We start from the raw sequence: 16,025 nt of genomic DNA, 5'->3' as shown, positions 1-16,025 counted from the left end.
GACAAAGCGGCCGGCCCCCGAAGGGACCGGCCGCTTTCGCGTCAGGCGCGCAGATTACTCCGCGACGCCTACGTACTCGGCCTGCTCGTTGGCCGTCGTCTCGCCGGCTGCGAGGCTGGCACGCAGCTTCGCACCGAGATCGGCGTCCACATTGGTCCAGTACTGGATGGCAGCTTCGCGGATGTGCGGGCGCTGCACACCGGAGACGGCACCGGTGATGGTCTCCAGGAAACGCTCCTTGGCGGCGTCGTCGTAGACCTCGCGGTACAGCGTTCCGGCCTGGCCGAAGTCGCTGTCCTCGGGGTGCAGGGTAGCGGCGGAACGCACCAGCGCGCCGTCGCTTTCCCAGCCGCCTTCGCCGGCAAGAGCCGGATCAGCCACGGGGCCGCCCAGGGTGTTGGGTGCGTAAACCGGAGTCTCGGGGGAGTTGAAGAAGTGGCGCTGGGCGCCGTCCTGAGAGTAGTTGTGCACCGGAGCCTTCGGTGCGTTCACCGGCAGCTGGTTGTAGTTGGCACCCATGCGGTAACGCTGGGCATCCGGGTAGGAGAAGATGCGGGCCATCAGCATCTTGTCCGGGCTGGCGTCGATGCCGGGGACCAGGTTCGCGGGAGACAGGGCAACCTGCTCGATCTGCGCGAAGAAGTTCTCCGGGTTGCGGTTCAGCGTGTGGGTGCCCACCTTGATCAGCGGGTAGTCCGCGTGCGGCCAGACCTTGGTCAGGTCGAACGGGTTGAACCGGTAGGTCTTCGCGTCTTCGTACGGCATGACCTGGACGTGCAGGTCCCAGGACGGGAAGTTGCCGTTGGCAATGTTCTCGTACAGGTCGCGGCGGTAGTAATCAGCATCCGCGCCGGCGATCTTTTCAGCCTCGGCACCCGTGATTTCGTGGTTGCCCTGGTTGGAGACGAAGTGGTACTTCACCCAGAAGCGCTCACCTGCAGCGTTGATCCACTGGTAGGTGTGCGAACCGAAGCCGGGCATTTCACGCCAGGAGCGCGGGATGCCGCGGTCGCCCATCAGGTAGGTCACCTGGTGTGCGGACTCGGGGGAGTTGGTCCAGAAATCCCACTGCATGTCGGCGTCACGCAGGCCGGAACCCGGGAGGCGCTTCTGCGAGTGGATGAAGTCGGGGAACTTGATGCCGTCGCGGATGAAGAACACCGGGGTGTTGTTTCCGACGATGTCGTAGTTGCCCTCGGAGGTGTAGAACCGCAGAGCGAAGCCGCGCACATCGCGCCAGGTGTCCGGGGAGCCCATTTCACCGGCAACCGAGGAGAACCGCTGCACGGTCTCGGTGGTGGTGCCGGGCTGGAAGACAGCCGCACGGGTGTACTTGGAAACGTCTTCGGTGACGGTGAATTCGCCGAACGCGCCGCCGCCCTTGGCGTGCACGATGCGCTCCGGGATGCGCTCCCGGTTGAACTGGGCCAGCTTCTCGACCAGGTAGCGGTCGTGGAGTGCGATCGCGCCGTCGGCACCGTTGCTCAGCGAGTGTGCGTCACTGGCAACCGGAGTGCCGGTCTGGGTAGTGGTGAAGTTCGACATTCTCTCTCTTTCTTGTGGATGAACTGGTAAGTCGATAGGTCAGGAAGTCTTGGCTGCGGTGTCCGCGCCGGCCTTCGCGGCGCAGTCCGCGCAGAGGCCCTGGTACAGGACGTCGGCAATTTGGATGGTCATGCCGTGGGTGTCGCTGGGGGTCAGGCACGGTGCGTGCCCGACGGCGCAGTCCACATCCTCGATCCGGCCGCAGCCGGTGCAGATCGCGTGATGGTGGTTGTCATCCACTCGGGTTTCGTAGCGCGCCGGCGAGTGCGGCGGCTCGATCCTGCGGAGGAGTCCGGTGTCGGTGAGGTCGGCCAGGACTACGTAGACGGACTGCAGGCTGATGTCCGGAAGGGTGGCCCGGACAGCGGCCGCGACGTCGTCAGCTCCGGCATGCGGAGCGGAGTCGACGGCCTCCAGCACTGCCAGGCGCTGTTTGGTGACCCGGCGTCCGTGTGCACGCAACTCGGCCGACCACTTGTCAGTGGCCGCCGCTGAGGCTGCTGTGGAAGTCATGACTAGAGCATACGCCCTTATTCTGACTAATTCATAATAAGGTCAGCCTAAGCTGGCGCTAGGGTGGTGGTGTTGGCGGCACCGGCTGCCGTCCGGAAGGAGTAGGAATGCCCGGAGCGGGGTCAGAAACACAGGGCCAGACACGGGTGCAGCGCCTGCGGGTGGGGGAGTGCGACGTCGGCCTGCGCACCTCCGGGGCCGCCGGCCCGGAGGTGGTCCTGATCCATGGGATCGGTGCATCGGCACGGTATTTTGAGCGGCTGGCCCACGAGCTGTCTGCCGATCACCGGGTGCACTGCGTGGAGCTGCCCGGGCATGGCGGGCTGCCGCGCCCGTCGGAGGCGCTGACGATGGCGGGCTACGCCGACGTCGTGATCCAGGCCCTGCGGAGGGCCGGGATTGCCCGGGCCCGGTTGGTGGGGCACTCCATGGGCTGCCAGGTCACGGTGGAGGCTGCCCTCCTGGCGCCGGACCTGGTGTCGTCAGTGCTGCTCCTGGCTCCCACCGTCAACCGGGCCGAGCGCAATGCTGCTCTCCAGGCCCTTCGGCTGGCGCAGGACACGCTGCATGAAACCCTGGACGTCAACCGGATTGTGTTCACTGACTATCTCCGCGCCGGGCCGCGCTGGTACCTGGCCACGCTGCGCCGGATGATGGAGCACCGGCTGGAGGAACGCCTTGCCATGGTGCAGGCTCCCGTTGGCGTGGTGCGCGGGGCCAAAGATCCCATTGTTCCGCCGTCCTGGCTGGCCCGGCTGGAAGGGGCCCGGCCCGGAACGCTGCTGGGCGAAATTCCGGACTCGCCGCACGTGCTGATGTGGAACCGTCCGGCGGAAGCCGCGGCGTGGGTGCGCAGGGTGGGGGAGGCTGGGGATTGAGTCCGCAGGCTGAGGAGGTGCAACGCCCGCCGGCCGTGGGTGCGGGGGTCCGCCGCCGGCTGCTGCTGGCGGCGGCCTGGGCCGCTGACTACGCGTACGTGGTCCGTTGGCAGATCCAGGGGTTCATCTTCCAGTCGGATCCAGCCGTCTTCCTGCAGCCCGCTGCCGGAGTGGATCCGCGGGAACCGGTTCTGCTGATCCCCGGGGTCTATGAGAACTGGCAGTTCCTGCGCCCGCTGGCACAGTATCTGGCCGGCCGCGGGCATCCCGTGCACGCGGTCCGGTCCCTGGGCTACAACCGGGGGACTGTGGAGGAGATGGCCCGGCGGGTGGAGGCGTATCTGCGGCATCGGGGTATCGAACACGCTGCCATCGTGGCGCACAGCAAGGGCGGGCTCATCGGAAAGAAGCTGCTGCTGGGACCCGAGGGGAACCGGATCAGCCACCTGGTGGCCATCAACACCCCCTTTGCCGGTTCGCCGTATGCCCGGCTTTTTCCGCTCCGCTCCATCCGTGCCTTTTCTCCGCGGGACTTTCATCTGCGCAGGCTGCAGGCGAACCTTGAGACCAACTCACGTATCACCTCGGTCTATGCGTCCTTTGACCCGCACATACCGGGCGGCAGTCAGCTGGAGGGGGCGCGCAACATCGTCCTGGAGGCCATGGGCCATTTCCGTCCGGTGGGGGATCCTGTGCTGCACCGGATTGTCGCCGAGGAGCTGGAGCGGGGAGCCGCTTAGGGCTGCGGGACCGAAGCGGCTTCGGGCTGCTGCGGGCCTGGACTGTTGCGGACGCCGGGCCGCTACGACGCCCCGCGGGCCAGTGCCTGCTCGACGGCGGCCTGCGCTCCCCCGGTCCACGGGTCGCCGTGGCCGGTCAGGAGGGTCTTGGCGCCGGTATCTGCGAGGGCCTGCAGTGAAGCAAGCGCGACGCCGCTGTCCGCCGTCGCAGCACCGGAAACAATCTGCGGTCCGCGGTGCCCGGTGTACGGGTTGAAGGTCACGATGGAATCACCGCAGATCAAGGCATCGCGCTCGGGGAAGTGCAGGGCGACGTGCCCGGCAGTATGCCCCGGAGTGTGCAGGAGGTTCGGGGTGCCGGGGAGGGCGGTTCCACTCTCCGGACCAAGATCCTGAACATCGGCAACACCCCGGACCAGCAGGGCTCCTGCCAGCGTCATGGCTCCAAGTGAGCGCAGCGAGGCAGGGAAGCGCAGCGGGTACGTCCAGCGGCTGCGCTCGTGGGCGTACCGGTAGGGGTGGGCGGCAATGTAGTGGTCCGCGGGATGGGCCAGGATCGGGGCCCGGAACTCGGCACGCAGCTTCGCAGCGGTGCCCGTGTGGTCAAAGTGCCCGTGGGTTAGCACAATGGCGCTGACTGATCCCGGCCCATAGCCCAGTGACCTGACGGCGCTGGAAACCGCGTGCTGGGCGGCAGGCAGGCCGCTGTCCACGATCATGAGGCTGCGCTCATCTTCAACCAAATAAACATTCGTGAAGGCGTGCTCAACCAGGTGGATGCCATCGGCGACATTGCGGGTCAGCAAGCGGTGCCTCCTTCGGTGGGTGATCAGATCCCAAGGCTACCGTAAGTATGCTTGGTATTTCGTTCGAACGGTCCGGGATAGCATCGAGAAACGAATTCACGTCAACCGGGGGACACACATGATGGCAATGCAGGGAATCGGCGCTTTTTTCTTTCTTCTCTACATCTTGGGAATTGTGGCCCTGTTCGTTCTACTGGTGTGGGCCCTGGTGCTGTCGATTATCTTCCTGCGGTTGCGTATCGCGGAGCTGCGGCGCCTGCGGCCGGCCACGGCGAAGGAAGGCAGCGACAACGCCGGGGGCGCCTCCGGGCTCTAAAGACGCGCCGCGCCGGATACCGGCGGCTCCACCGGACGTAACCCGGCGGGGATGCGGCCCCAGCTCACCTAGACTGCTCTGGTGCCAAGACTGCTAGCTGACCTGACCCCGCTGCGCGAAAGCCCGGAATTCCGCCGGCTGTGGACGGGAACGGCGCTTTCGGCCGTGGGCACCCAGCTGACCCTGGTCGCCGTGAGCCTGGAAGTCTACGACCTGACCCAGTCCAGCCTCTACGTCGGCATGCTCGGCGTCGTTGGACTGCTGCCCCTGGTCCTGGCCGGCCTGTATGGCGGGTCAGTCGTGGACGCCTACGACCGGCGCAAGGTGGCGCTCTTCTCCGCGGTGATCCTGTGGGCCACCACCATCGGCATCGCCGCGCAGGCCTGGCTCGGCCTGGGGAACGTGTGGCTGCTGTTCGCGCTGATAGCGGTCAACTCCGGTGCCGCCGGCCTGAACCATCCCGCCCGCAGCGCCATTATTCCGCGCCTGGTCCGCCCGGAACTTCTGCCGGCAGCCAACGCGCTGAACATGATCACGTTTGGGCTGGCCATGGCCGCCGGACCGCTCCTCGCCGGCGTGCTGGTAGGGCAGGTGGGCTACGGCTGGACCTACACGATCGACGTCGTCACCTTTACCGCTGCCATGTGGGCGCTGTACCGGCTTGCTCCCATGCCGCCGGAGGGGCAGGTGCAGAAGGCCGGCCTGAAGTCGGTTTTGGAGGGTTTTACGTTCCTGGGTACCCGCCCCAACATCCGGATGACGTTCATTGTGGACCTGGCCGCGATGGTGCTGGCCCAGCCGCGGGCCCTGCTGCCGGCGATCGGGGCGCTGATGCTCGGCGGCGGTGCGGAAACCGTCGGCATCCTCCTCGCATCCGTGGCTGCCGGGTCCTTCCTTGCCGGGCTTTTTTCCGGGCCGCTGGGACTGGTCCGGCGGCAGGGTCTGGCGGTGATGTGGTCAGTGGTTGCCTGGGGACTTTCCGTGGCAGCGTTCGGTGCCGTTGTGGTGATGGCTGGGGAGAACGACGGCGGTGGCGTCTCCCCCTGGCTGCTCCCGGCAGCGCTCGCGATGGGGGTGGCCGGCGTTGCCGACTCGATCAGCGGCGTCTTCCGCTCCACCATCCTGCAATCCGCGACCCCGGATGCCATGCGCGGACGCCTGCAGGGCGTTTTCGTCGTCGTTGTTGCCGGTGGCCCGCGGCTGGGGGGCCTGGTGTCCGGCCTGGACGCCTCTTTCCTGGGTGAAGGCTGGGCAGCGGTTGCCGGGGGACTGGCCTGCGTGGCCGCCGTCGCCGTCCTGGCCAAGGTGCAGCCGGGGTTCGCCCGTTACGACGCCCGCAACCCGGCTCCGTAGGCACGGCATCCCTGTGGCGGCGCGGAACAGTGTGGCACGCTTGAGCGTTAAAGCCCTACAGAAACGTACTGAAACGTAACGCGGAAGGTCTTGGACCGGCTGGCCTGAGGGGCAGCGGGGCCTTCCGCCCAGGAAGGATCGTGTACACGTGCACCAACATTTCAACGGTTTGAAGACTGCAGCCCTTTTTGGGGTGCTCTTCGCCGTGCTGCTGGTCATCGGCGGCCTGCTTTCCAGCGGCACGGGCAACTCGTCGTTTATCTGGATTTTCCTGGCTATCGGCCTCGCCACCACGGCCTACAGCTACTGGAACAGCGACAAGCTGGCCATCCGGGCCATGCACGCCGTACCCGTCACCGAGGCGCAGGCACCGGAAATGTACCGGATTGTCCGCGAGCTTTCAGCGAAGGCCAACCAGCCGATGCCGCGGCTCTACATTTCGCCCACGATGGCACCCAACGCCTTCGCCACCGGACGCAACCCGAAGAACGCTGCGGTCTGCTGCACGCAGGGCATCCTCCAGCTCCTGAATGAACGGGAACTGCGCGGTGTCCTGGGCCACGAGCTCATGCACGTCTACAACCGGGACATCCTCACCTCCTCGGTTGCCGCAGCGATTGCCGGCGTGATTACCTCGCTTGGCCAGTTCCTGCTCCTCTTCGGCGGCGGCGACCGCCGCAACCAGAACCCGCTGGCCATGATCGCCATGGCAATCCTGGCCCCGCTGGCCGCAACGCTGATCCAGACGGCGATCGGCCGTACCCGGGAGTACGACGCCGATGAAGACGGCGCGACCCTGACCGATGACCCGCTGGCGCTGGCTTCGGCCCTGCGGAAGCTGGAGACCGGAACCCAGCAGGCTCCGCTGCCCAACACGGACCAGAAACTGGTCAACACCTCCCACCTGATGATTGCCAACCCGTTCCGCAACGGCGTGAGGGGCCTGCTGGCCACCCACCCGCCGATGGCGGACCGGATCCGCCGGCTGGAGAACATGGCCGGCCGCCCGCTGGGTTCCTAAGCAGCAAGCAGCAAAGTAGGGGAGGTAAACCGGTGCGCTTGATCCTCGTGCGGCACGGCCAGACGCCGTCCAACATTGAACGGCTCCTGGACACGGAGGCACCCGGCCCAGGTCTCACCGAACTGGGACTGGCCCAGGCGGCGGCGCTGCCGCAGGCACTGGGACACGAGCAGGTGAGCGCGGTGTACGCGTCCAACCTCATCCGGACGCAGCTCACGGCGGAGCCACTGGCGAACGCACTGGCCCAGCCGATTGAAGTTCGGGACGGGCTGCGGGAGATCTCCGCCGGAGACCTGGAAATGCGCGGGGACCCGGAGTCCATCCGCTCCTACCTGCAGACCGTTTATGCCTGGGTGAACGGGGACCTCTCGGTTTCCATGCCCGGCGGCCCGGACGGTGCAGAAACCCTGGGCCGCTTCGACGAGGTGGTGGCGGAACTGCACCGCTCCGGCCACCAGGTGCCGGTTATTTTCAGCCACGGGGCGATCATCCGGGCCTGGGCTACCTCCCGGGCACACAACGTGGCACCGGACTTCATCATCCACAACGCCCTGAGCAATACGGGCATCGTGGTGCTCGAATCCCGTCCCCGGCCGGAGGCACACGGCCATTCCTGGGAGCTGCTGACCTGGATGGGGCAGGCTGTCGGCGGTGCGGAGCTCCAGGATGCGGGCACCGACGGACCCGCCGCGGACGACGTCGAACTGGCGCCCTAACGCGCCCGCTAATCAAACAAAGGCGGCGCTCCCGAGGCTTCAAACCAATCGGGGAGCGCCGCCGTCGTTATTCCGGTGGAAGGCCTAGCGGAAGTTGATGAACTGAAGGTCGACGTCGAGGTCCGCGCCCTTGAGCAGTGCCATGGTGGCCTGCAGGTCATCGCGGGACTTGGAGCTGACGCGGAGCTCATCGCCCTGGATCTGGGACTTGACGCCCTTGGGGCCCTCGTCGCGGATCAGCTTGTTGATCTTCTTGGCCTGGTCCTGGGCGATGCCTTCCTTCATGGTGCCTTCGATCCGGTACTCCTTGCCGGACGCGTACGGCTCGCCGTCGTCGAAGGACTTCAGCGAAATGCCCCGCTTGACGAGCTTGGACTGGAAGACGTCCAGCACGGCCTTGACCCGGTCTTCGGAGTTGGCCTTCATCAGGATCTTCTCGCCGCTGAAATCGATCTCCGCGCCGACGCCCTTGAAGTCGTAGCGCTGGGCGATTTCCTTCTGCGCCTGGTTCAGGGCGTTGGCGACTTCCTGCTTGTCGATCTTGCTGACGACGTCGAATGTCGACTCACTGGCCATGGTGGCTCCTTGGTAGTTCGGTTGTTCCTGCCCACCAGCCTAATAGGTGGGCTGCGCCCGCGGGCAGTCCTGCGTTCACAGCGCGCGTCCAGCCGACATGCACCGCTCTCACATTCGGCCGGGAAAAGGTGAAGACATGAACAAGGAGAACACCGATCCCACCCAGCCTGTGCCAACTCCTGCAACTTCATCCTGGTTCAACGGTGTCCGTTTCCGCACCGCTGCGGCGTCCTCCGTCCTCGCCGCGGTTTCCGTCACGGGAATTGGCGCGTCAGCCGCCCAGGCCAGCACCCTGCAGGCGGGTGCCATTTCCGCTCCTGCCGGCAACCAGGGTGACTCGGCAGCACACACCGACACAGCTGCAGCCGTGCGTGCCGTGCAGGTTCCGGGCAGTGAGGAGCGCCTGGCCGGGGTGCGGCGGGACCTTGCGAACGCCGTTGCCTGGGGCAGTGTCACTGCCGATCAGGCGGAGCGTTTTTACGCCCAGATCAGCGCCCGGATTGCCCGCGGACTCTGACTCCGGAGGCCCGATTCGTATCTGGGGAGAATTTTCTGTAAAGTTGTCTTGCCCGCGGTTACCGCGGACAAAGTCTTCGCAAGAAGGCCTTCGGCAGATTACCCGAGCGGCCAAAGGGGGCTGACTGTAAATCAGCTGGCAATGCCTACGGGGGTTCGAATCCCTCATCTGCCACCGAAGAAAACCCGTTCCAGCCACTGGCTGGGACGGGTTTTTCGCTGTCCGGAAACTTTCTGCGGGCTGATTCCGTCCAGGTTAAAAAGTTGACGGAAAAGTTGCCCGTCCGGGCACGTCCCGGCGCCGCAATTGGCTAGACGGTCTAGTCTTCTTAAGCATGAACGAGGACACGGCGCTGGATCCCCTGGCCGAAGAATTCCGCGAAGCACTGCGTGAAGCCGTGTTCCTTGTGCGCCACATGGACACCGAGTTTGGCCTCACCAGCAACCAGCTGGTCACTCTGCGGATGGTTTCGGGAGACGGCATGCGGGTCAGCGACATTGCCCGCAACCTCGGCGTCAAGGTACCCAGTGCCACCGAGCAGATCATCCGGCTGGAACATGCCGGACTGGTCCGGCGCACCCAGGATCCGGACGATTCCAGGGGAGTCCGGGTGACCCTCACCCCCGACGGCGGTCAAAAACTGCTGGTGGAAACCGCCAGGCGCGCTTCCCTGATGGCCGGACTGCTGGCCCAGCTGGCGGAATCGGAACGGGATAAGCTGCGCCAGGCCCTGCCGGTCATCGCAAAAGTGACCCGCCTGGGCTTTTCATCCGTGGGCTAGCAAGGCGCTTCACCGCTGAGCGAACAATTGCAGACATCCCCGCGGGGGACCGATAGCGTTGAAGCTATGGCAACTATTGACATCACCGAGGCAACGTTCCCTGAGACCATCGAAGACAACGACATCGTGTTCGTTGACTTCTGGGCTGATTGGTGCGGTCCGTGCAAGCAGTTCGCACCGGTTTACGACGCCGTCTCGCAGCAGCATGAGGACATCACCTTCGCGAAGGTGGACACCGAAGCCGAGCAGGGCCTCGCCGCTGCCGCCGGAATCACCTCGATCCCCACGCTGATGGCCTTCCGCGAAAAGGTCCTGGTCTTCTCCCAGCCCGGCGCCCTCAACGCCAACCAGTTCAGCGAACTGGTAGAGGCTGTCAAGGGCCTGGACATGAAGGCCGTTCACGAGCAGATCGCCGCCCAGGAAAAGGGCCAGGCTGCGGCCGGCCAGGATGGTCAGGTCAACTAACCAGGCCTCTCAACCCGGTCTTTTGACGGCGGGGAGCCCCTCCACTTTGGAGGGCTCCCCGTTTTTGCGTTAAGCCAGTCCGATCTGGGCGGCTCCGACGGCCGCCGTTCCCGCTGAATGATGCTCCTGTTGCTGGCGGGTTATCTTCGGTCACTCCCGTAACTCTGGGTGGGAACATCGGGCGTGGGCCGACACGCGTTCCCACTCTGTGTTGTGTCCTGTGGCAGATGAGGTCACTCCAGCCACACCAGGTGACAAAGAGTGGGAACCCGTGTCGTGTCGGCCGGTAGCCAACAGCGGAACACCGCCCCTGGAACAAATCCCACGAAAAACCCGACGGAACGCCGCCCACGGAACAGATCCCAAAAACCCCACGGAACGCCGGGCGGCGGGGATGCCCGGAATTTTCACTCCTAGCCGTGGTGCAGCTTCCGCTGTAGGCTCTGAGCTCCCGGGGGAGCAGGTGGCCTCCGGCTGCCTGCCCGGACGTAACCAGTCAATGAAGACCCAGGTAACAAGGCGAGGAAGATACATGAGCGGCAATCGAGCAATTGCATATATCGAACCCGGCGTCGTGGAAGTTCAGGACATCGACTATCCCACTTTTGAACTCAAGGACGGTCCGGGGGTGAATCCGGCCAACGTGGGCCGGAAACTTCCCCACGCTGCCATCCTGAAAGTAGTAACCACCAACATCTGCGGATCGGACCAGCACATGGTCCGCGGCCGGACCACCGCGCCGCCTAACCTGATTCTGGGCCACGAGATCACCGGGGAGGTCGTCGAGACCGGGCCAGGGGTGGAGTTCATCAAGGTCGGCGATCTGGTCTCCGTGCCCTTCAACATTTCCTGCGGCCGGTGCAAAAACTGCAAGGAGCGCAAGACCGGGGTCTGCCTGAACGTGAATCCGGACCGGCCCGGCAGCGCCTATGGCTACGTGGACATGGGCGGATGGGTCGGAGGACAGGCCGAGTACGCGCTGGTGCCGTACGCGGACTGGAACCTGCTGAAGTTCCCGGACAAGGACCAGGCCATGGATAAGATCATGGACCTGACCATGCTCTCCGACATTTTCCCCACGGGCTATCACGGTGCCATCACTGCCGGTGTACGCACCGGTTCCACGGTTTACATCGCCGGCGCCGGTCCCGTTGGACTGGCAGCGGCGGCCGGGGCCCAGCTGCTCGGCGCCGCCGTCGTTATTGTCGGCGACCTCAACGAGGACCGGCTCGCGCAGGCCCGCAGCTTCGGCTGCGAGACGGTGGACATCTCCAAGGGCGATCCCAAGGACCAGATCGAGCAGCTCCTGGGGGTTCCCGAGGTGGACTGCGGTGTGGACGCTGTGGGCTTCGAAGCCCGCGGCCATGGGCACGGCTCGGGGACGGAAGCTCCGGCTACCGTGCTCAACTCGCTCATGGACGTCACCGCGGCCGGCGGTGCCCTGGGTATCCCCGGCCTGTACGTCACGGGAGATCCCGGTGGGGTGGACGAAGCAGCCAAGGTCGGATCTCTCTCGCTGAGCCTTGGCACCGGCTGGGCGAAGTCCCTGTCCTTCACCACCGGACAGTGTCCGGTCATGAAGTACAACCGGGACCTGATGATGGCCATCCTCAATGACAAGGTGCAGATCGCCAAGGCCGTCAACGCCACTGCCATCAACCTGGACGCGGCACCGGAAGCGTACCGGGAGTTCGATTCAGGTGCAGCCCGCAAGTACGTGATCGACCCGCACGGGGTGACGGGCGCGAACGCCAACTAGCGGCAGCCGTCGCCAGGGCAAATCGGGGCATCGGAGGCTGGCACTGAACCGTGTCGGCCTCCGGTGCCCCGGTTGTGTCCTTTTGCCTTCTATTGCCCGGTGCCGCGCACGTAAACTCGTTTAGCCGGGATACCCCGACAGGTCTATGGGATCCGGCGGCCCACCACTCATGCGGTACGAGTTGGAAGCGGGGACCAGATGCGCGCACCCCTGGCAGGCGGCAGTAGCCTTCCGAAGAACTTCCCAAAAATAGTTCAGGCAGCGGTCTCCGGATATAACACCGGAACGGAAGCAGTGCACTCCACCGTGCGTAGTCCGGCCGGCCGGGGTAGGGGAGGCCCGCGGTGAACGCGGCGGATACCGCGTGGGTTCTGGTCTGCGCCGGCCTGGTGCTCTTTATGACACCCGGGCTGGCGCTCTTCTACGGCGGCATGGTTCCGGTGCGGAACGTGCTGACCATGATGATGCAGAACATCATCCCGCTCGGCGTCATCACGCTCACCTGGGTCCTGGTGGGATACACACTCGCCTTCAGCAACAAGGGCACCTCGGTGTTCGGTGAGTTCGACGCCTGGGCGCTGATCAACGTGGACACACCTCAGTTCCACACTGTGGCGGCCGGAGTCACCATTCCCGCGCTCGCCTTCGTGGCCTATCAGATGATGTTCGCGATCATCACGCCGGCCCTGATCACGGGCGCGACGGCGGGACGCCTGCGGTTTGCGGGCTGGACGCTGTTCCTGACGGCCTTTTCGATCCTGGTGTATCCGCAGGTGGCCCGCTGGCTCTGGCATCCAAAAGGCTGGCTGGTCCAGCTCGGTGCCCAGGACTGGGCCGGAGGCATGGTGGTGCATGCGTCCGCGGGGGCTGCCGCCGTCGCCGTCCTGCTTGTGGTGGGCCGGCGCCGCGGCTGGCCGCAGCTGAAGACCTCGCCCAACAATCTGCCGCTGATGCTGGTGGGAGCGGGAATCCTGTGGTTCGGCTGGTTCGGATTCAACGCCGGGGACGGGCTGCAGGCGAACGCCATAGCCGCGCAGGCGCTGGTGAACACACATGTTGCCGGCGGAGCGGCGATGCTGACATGGCTGCTCGTGGAACGGTTGACCAGCGGGTACTCCACCCTGGTCGGTGCCGTGTCCGGGGCGGTCGCCGGGCTGGCCACCATCACGCCCTGTGCAGGATTCGTCAACACGGGGTCGGCACTGATCATCGGGCTGATCGCCGGGTGTGTGTGCTGCTTCGCCGTTCGGCTCAAGCACCTGCTGCACTATGACGATGCGCTGGACGTCATTGCCGTGCACTTTGTGGGCGGGGTGACCGGGTCCTTTTTGCTCGGTTTCTTTGCCGACAGTGCGGTCAACCCGGTCAGCGACGATGGATTGTTCGCCGGCGGGGGCGGGTATCTTCTTTGGCATCAGATCGTGGCGATCGTGTGCGTGGTCCTGTTTTCCTTCGTGGTCAGCTGGCTCATCGCGGCGCTGATCAGCCGGGCCATCGGACTGCGCGAACCCGGTCCGGAGCAGGATTCGCTGGACCGGGTGCAGCAGGGGCAGGCTGGGTATTCGCTGGGCGGGATTACGGCCCGTCCCACGACCAGCGGCCGGGGTGCGGGGCCGGGACGCCAGCCCGCCGGGGCGGTTCCGCCGCCGCGGCACCTGGTCAGCGCAATTGTGAACACCGACCGGATCGATGGTCTGCGCGATGCCCTGCTCATGGCGGGCGCCCGCTCACTGGAACTGATGGAGACGACGGTTTACACCGGTCGGGTCCGCACAGAGGTGTTCCGTTCCGATGTGCGGAAGCTGGACTTCGAGGACCGGCTGCGGGTCTACGCAGCCGTGGACGACGAGCATGAGGAAGCGGTGGCCGCGGTGCTCCGCCGGTTTGGTGCGGAACCTGACTCCATCCACCGGCTGGAGATCAGCCCGTAGCGGCATCTCCCCGGAAGGGTTTCCCGCCTTCCGGGGAGGGTCAAGCTAGCCGCGCGTGAGGGCAACCGGCTCAGCGAGCAGTGCACTCAGGGATTCATCCAGGTCCTGCTTGGCAGCACCCTTGGCATGGCGGGCGAGGTCCTCCTCGGAGGCCCACTGTTCGGTCAGGACAATCCGGTCCTCGGATTCTTCAGTGATTTCGTAGCGAAGGCAGCCGGGCTCGGAAAGAACTTGTTCAATCGCGATTTCCAGAGCCAGCTTCACGCGGAAGAACTCTCCGGGATTGGGGATGAAAACGGCGGTCAGGTCAACAGGTGCAGTCATAGGGACAACTTTAGATGCCCTTGGCTGCCAGTTCCTCACGCAGGGCAGCTACATGACCTGCAGCGTCGACCTGGTACTGGGCAAGGGCGACGCGGCCCTCGGCATCGATAACAACAGTGGAGCGCAGCACGCCCACGAGTTCCTGTCCGTTGATGACCTTGGGTCCCCAGGCCCCGTAGGCACGGGCAACGGAATGGTCCTCGTCCGAAAGAAGCGGGAAGGTGAGGCTGAGGTCTTCAGCAAAGTCAGCCAGAGCCTGCAGCGGGTCGGGGGAGATGCCCAGGACCTCGTAGCCGGCACCCTGCAGCGAGGCCAGGTTGTCGCGGAAGTCGCACGCTTCAGTGGTGCACCCCGGCGTCGCGGCCTTGGGATAGAAATAGACGATGACGTTCCTGCCCCGGTAATCGGCAAGGGACACCTGCCTGCCGGCGGCGTCAGGCAGTGTGAAACCGGGGGCTTCGCTGCCGGGGGAGAGGCGGAGCGGGGACTGGGACTGTGTCGTGGCCATGAGGATCCTTTGGTTGGGGTCGGTAGGTAGTTCGGGAACGGTGCTGTCAGCGGGTTTTGGCTGGTTCCGGCCGGGATCCACCCGTAAAAGGTCCGCCAATAAGCTGTCCGGCGATGGCGGACCCCACCTGTTCCAGGAGCGGTCCGGCGCCGGCCATGCATTTATCCGTGTCGGGTTCCAGATCGGTCAGGGCATAGGCGCGGTCGAATCCGGCCGCCCGGAGCTGCTGATCGAGCAGGGTGCTGCGTCCGCAGACCGCGATGGCCGGCACGCCCGCCGCGGCAGCTGCCCGGGCAACCCCCAGGGGGGTCTTGCCGAGCAGGCTCTGCTCATCGAGGCTGCCTTCGCCGGTAATAACCAGGTCCGCACCGGACAACCGGTCTGCCAGTCCGGTGAATTCCAGGACGACGTCGATGCCTGGCCTCCGGTCAGCGGCGAGGACCGCGAGTGCCGCGTAGCCGACTCCCCCGGCGGCTCCTGCCCCGGGAGCGTTGGCGGCATCCAGGGCCCGCGGTCCGAAGTGGGAACCGAGAACCTGCACGAAGTTCGCCAGGGCGGCATCGAGCAGTTGGACGTCTTCCGCGCAAGCGCCCTTCTGCGGACCAAAAACCACCGCGGCGCCGTCCGGTCCCAACAGCGGATTGTCCACGTCGCTGGCCAGGACAAAGCGTGCTTCCCGCACCCGGGGGTCCAAGGCAGAGGAGTCGATGCCTGCGAGCCGGGCCAGGGCTGCTCCGCCGCCGGGGAGTTCCCGGCCGTCCGCGTCCAGCAGACGGGCACCGAGTCCCTGCAGGATCCCCGCCCCGCCATCGGTGTTGGCACTGCCTCCGACGCCAAGAATGATCCGGGTGCAGCCGGAGTCCAGGGCGGCCCGGATCAGCTCTCCGGTTCCCCGGGAACTGGACCGCAGTGCGTCCTTGACGCCCCCGGGAAGGACGGCGAGCCCGGAAGCGGTGGCCATCTCAATGACTGCTTCTCCGCCGCGGACCGCGAACTCCGCGGTCAGGGGTTCCCCGGTCGGCCCGCTGACCAGGGCGCTGCGGCGGGTAAAGCCGGTCGCGACGGCGGCATCCAAGGTGCCTTCACCGCCGTCGGCAACGGGAATGCCGTCGATTTCCCAGGTTTGTCCCACCGGCAGCGGCACTGAGCGGAGGCCGGCGGCCAGGTGCGCGACCACGTCCGGAGCGGTCAGCGAACCCTTGAACTTGTCCGGTGCTATGACCACGCGCATGCCGGTACTTCCTTTCAAAAAGTCAGGTGTCCCGGGGCAGCCCCG

Annotated in this window: 18 protein-coding genes and 1 tRNA gene; 12 read left to right on the top strand and 7 right to left on the bottom strand. The window is 65.7% G+C overall.

The genetic code is table 11. The features are described from left to right. Positions 1–54 precede the first annotated feature (54 nt). On the bottom strand, positions 55–1,545 hold the full coding sequence (locus tag H9638_RS11325) for a catalase (protein ID WP_191747360.1): 1,491 nt from the start codon (positions 1,543–1,545) through the stop codon (positions 55–57). A 39-nt stretch (positions 1,546–1,584) separates the two neighbouring features. Next, positions 1,585–2,058 (bottom strand): Fur family transcriptional regulator, encoded by a 474-nt coding sequence (locus H9638_RS11320; protein ID WP_191747358.1) that lies wholly within the window; start codon positions 2,056–2,058, stop codon positions 1,585–1,587. Positions 2,059–2,165: 107 nt separating this feature from the next. On the opposite strand from H9638_RS11320, the gene H9638_RS11315 reads away from it, so the two are divergent. Both H9638_RS11315 and H9638_RS11310 read left to right on the top strand, forming a co-directional pair. Beyond that, on the top strand, positions 2,166–2,936 hold the full coding sequence (locus H9638_RS11315; RefSeq protein ID WP_191747356.1) for an alpha/beta fold hydrolase: 771 nt from the start codon (positions 2,166–2,168) through the stop codon (positions 2,934–2,936). A gap of 17 nt (positions 2,937–2,953) precedes the next feature. Then, a complete protein-coding gene (locus H9638_RS11310) occupies positions 2,954–3,676 on the top strand; it encodes an esterase/lipase family protein (protein WP_318241858.1) in 723 nt (240 codons plus the stop codon). A 62-nt stretch (positions 3,677–3,738) separates the two neighbouring features. Here H9638_RS11310 and H9638_RS11305 read toward each other — a convergent pair whose 3' ends face one another. Then, entirely contained in the window at positions 3,739–4,482 is a 744-nt protein-coding gene (locus H9638_RS11305; protein ID WP_191747354.1) for an MBL fold metallo-hydrolase, read from the bottom strand. Between the two features lie 118 nt (positions 4,483–4,600). Here H9638_RS11305 and H9638_RS11300 point away from each other — a divergent pair, with 118 nt between their 5' ends. The 4 genes from H9638_RS11300 (at position 4,601) to H9638_RS11285 (ending at position 7,888) form a co-directional block, all read left to right on the top strand. After that, positions 4,601–4,798, top strand: a complete 198-nt coding sequence (locus H9638_RS11300; protein ID WP_225217343.1) for a hypothetical protein — start codon at positions 4,601–4,603, stop codon at positions 4,796–4,798. Positions 4,799–4,879: 81 nt separating this feature from the next. Further along, complete coding sequence (locus H9638_RS11295; protein WP_191747352.1) at positions 4,880–6,151, top strand: MFS transporter; 1,272 nt, start codon at positions 4,880–4,882, stop codon at positions 6,149–6,151. 148 nt (positions 6,152–6,299) lie between these two features. Then, positions 6,300–7,172 (top strand): zinc metalloprotease HtpX, encoded by an 873-nt coding sequence (gene htpX, locus H9638_RS11290; protein WP_191747351.1) that lies wholly within the window; start codon positions 6,300–6,302, stop codon positions 7,170–7,172. A 32-nt stretch (positions 7,173–7,204) separates the two neighbouring features. After that, positions 7,205–7,888 (top strand): histidine phosphatase family protein, encoded by a 684-nt coding sequence (locus H9638_RS11285; RefSeq protein ID WP_191747350.1) that lies wholly within the window; start codon positions 7,205–7,207, stop codon positions 7,886–7,888. 84 nt (positions 7,889–7,972) lie between these two features. Here H9638_RS11285 and H9638_RS11280 read toward each other — a convergent pair whose 3' ends face one another. After that, positions 7,973–8,464: a YajQ family cyclic di-GMP-binding protein gene (locus H9638_RS11280; protein ID WP_191747349.1), complete on the bottom strand. Its 492-nt coding sequence runs from the start codon at positions 8,462–8,464 to the stop codon at positions 7,973–7,975. A 136-nt stretch (positions 8,465–8,600) separates the two neighbouring features. Between H9638_RS11280 and H9638_RS11275 the strand changes: the two genes are divergently transcribed. The 6 genes from H9638_RS11275 to amt all read left to right on the top strand — a co-directional run bounded on the left by H9638_RS11275 (position 8,601) and on the right by amt (position 13,917). Continuing rightward, a complete protein-coding gene (locus H9638_RS11275) occupies positions 8,601–8,981 on the top strand; it encodes a hypothetical protein (RefSeq protein WP_191747348.1) in 381 nt (126 codons plus the stop codon). Positions 8,982–9,073: 92 nt separating this feature from the next. Continuing rightward, positions 9,074–9,155, top strand: a tRNA-Tyr gene (locus H9638_RS11270). 160 nt (positions 9,156–9,315) lie between these two features. Then, complete coding sequence (locus tag H9638_RS11265) at positions 9,316–9,762, top strand: MarR family winged helix-turn-helix transcriptional regulator (protein WP_191747347.1); 447 nt, start codon at positions 9,316–9,318, stop codon at positions 9,760–9,762. A gap of 66 nt (positions 9,763–9,828) precedes the next feature. Beyond that, positions 9,829–10,227, top strand: a complete 399-nt coding sequence (gene trxA / locus H9638_RS11260) for a thioredoxin (RefSeq protein ID WP_066296175.1) — start codon at positions 9,829–9,831, stop codon at positions 10,225–10,227. Between the two features lie 532 nt (positions 10,228–10,759). After that, positions 10,760–11,986: a formaldehyde dehydrogenase, glutathione-independent gene (fdhA, locus tag H9638_RS11255; RefSeq protein WP_191747346.1), complete on the top strand. Its 1,227-nt coding sequence runs from the start codon at positions 10,760–10,762 to the stop codon at positions 11,984–11,986. Positions 11,987–12,330: 344 nt separating this feature from the next. Beyond that, positions 12,331–13,917 carry an ammonium transporter gene (gene amt, locus H9638_RS11250; RefSeq protein ID WP_318241857.1) on the top strand — a complete coding sequence of 529 codons (1,587 nt, stop codon included), beginning with the start codon at positions 12,331–12,333 and terminating at the stop codon, positions 13,915–13,917. Positions 13,918–13,962: 45 nt separating this feature from the next. Here amt and H9638_RS11245 read toward each other — a convergent pair whose 3' ends face one another. From H9638_RS11245 to H9638_RS11235, 3 genes are read right to left on the bottom strand one after another with little or no spacing between them, the layout of a single operon-like run. Beyond that, complete coding sequence (locus H9638_RS11245; RefSeq protein ID WP_191747345.1) at positions 13,963–14,241, bottom strand: putative quinol monooxygenase; 279 nt, start codon at positions 14,239–14,241, stop codon at positions 13,963–13,965. 10 nt (positions 14,242–14,251) lie between these two features. Further along, a complete protein-coding gene (gene bcp, locus H9638_RS11240) occupies positions 14,252–14,749 on the bottom strand; it encodes a thioredoxin-dependent thiol peroxidase (RefSeq protein ID WP_191747343.1) in 498 nt (165 codons plus the stop codon). A 46-nt stretch (positions 14,750–14,795) separates the two neighbouring features. Continuing rightward, positions 14,796–15,980, bottom strand: a complete 1,185-nt coding sequence (locus H9638_RS11235; protein WP_191747341.1) for a glycerate kinase — start codon at positions 15,978–15,980, stop codon at positions 14,796–14,798. Positions 15,981–16,025: the final 45 nt, after the last annotated feature.

It is taken from the genome of Arthrobacter pullicola, from assembly GCF_014836875.1.
Taxonomy (GTDB): domain Bacteria; phylum Actinomycetota; class Actinomycetes; order Actinomycetales; family Micrococcaceae; genus Arthrobacter_B; species Arthrobacter_B pullicola.
Note: the sequence above shows the minus strand (reverse complement) of the source record. Positions and strands in the feature narration are given on the sequence as shown.

Bases quoted from the DNA above. Each gene is read 5' to 3' on its own strand.
- H9638_RS11325 (WP_191747360.1), bottom strand. From the start codon at position 1,545: ATGTCGAACTTCACCACTACCCAGACCGGCACTCCGGTTGCCAGTGAC.
- H9638_RS11235 (WP_191747341.1), bottom strand. From the start codon at position 15,980: ATGCGCGTGGTCATAGCACCGGACAAGTTCAAGGGTTCGCTGACCGCT.
- H9638_RS11245 (WP_191747345.1), bottom strand. From the start codon at position 14,241: ATGACTGCACCTGTTGACCTGACCGCCGTTTTCATCCCCAATCCCGGA.
- H9638_RS11320 (WP_191747358.1), bottom strand. From the start codon at position 2,058: ATGACTTCCACAGCAGCCTCAGCGGCGGCCACTGACAAGTGGTCGGCC.
- H9638_RS11280 (WP_191747349.1), bottom strand. From the start codon at position 8,464: ATGGCCAGTGAGTCGACATTCGACGTCGTCAGCAAGATCGACAAGCAG.
- fdhA (WP_191747346.1), top strand. From the start codon at position 10,760: ATGAGCGGCAATCGAGCAATTGCATATATCGAACCCGGCGTCGTGGAA.
- H9638_RS11275 (WP_191747348.1), top strand. From the start codon at position 8,601: ATGAACAAGGAGAACACCGATCCCACCCAGCCTGTGCCAACTCCTGCA.
- H9638_RS11300 (WP_225217343.1), top strand. From the start codon at position 4,601: ATGATGGCAATGCAGGGAATCGGCGCTTTTTTCTTTCTTCTCTACATC.
- trxA (WP_066296175.1), top strand. From the start codon at position 9,829: ATGGCAACTATTGACATCACCGAGGCAACGTTCCCTGAGACCATCGAA.
- H9638_RS11265 (WP_191747347.1), top strand. From the start codon at position 9,316: ATGAACGAGGACACGGCGCTGGATCCCCTGGCCGAAGAATTCCGCGAA.
- bcp (WP_191747343.1), bottom strand. From the start codon at position 14,749: ATGGCCACGACACAGTCCCAGTCCCCGCTCCGCCTCTCCCCCGGCAGC.
- H9638_RS11315 (WP_191747356.1), top strand. From the start codon at position 2,166: ATGCCCGGAGCGGGGTCAGAAACACAGGGCCAGACACGGGTGCAGCGC.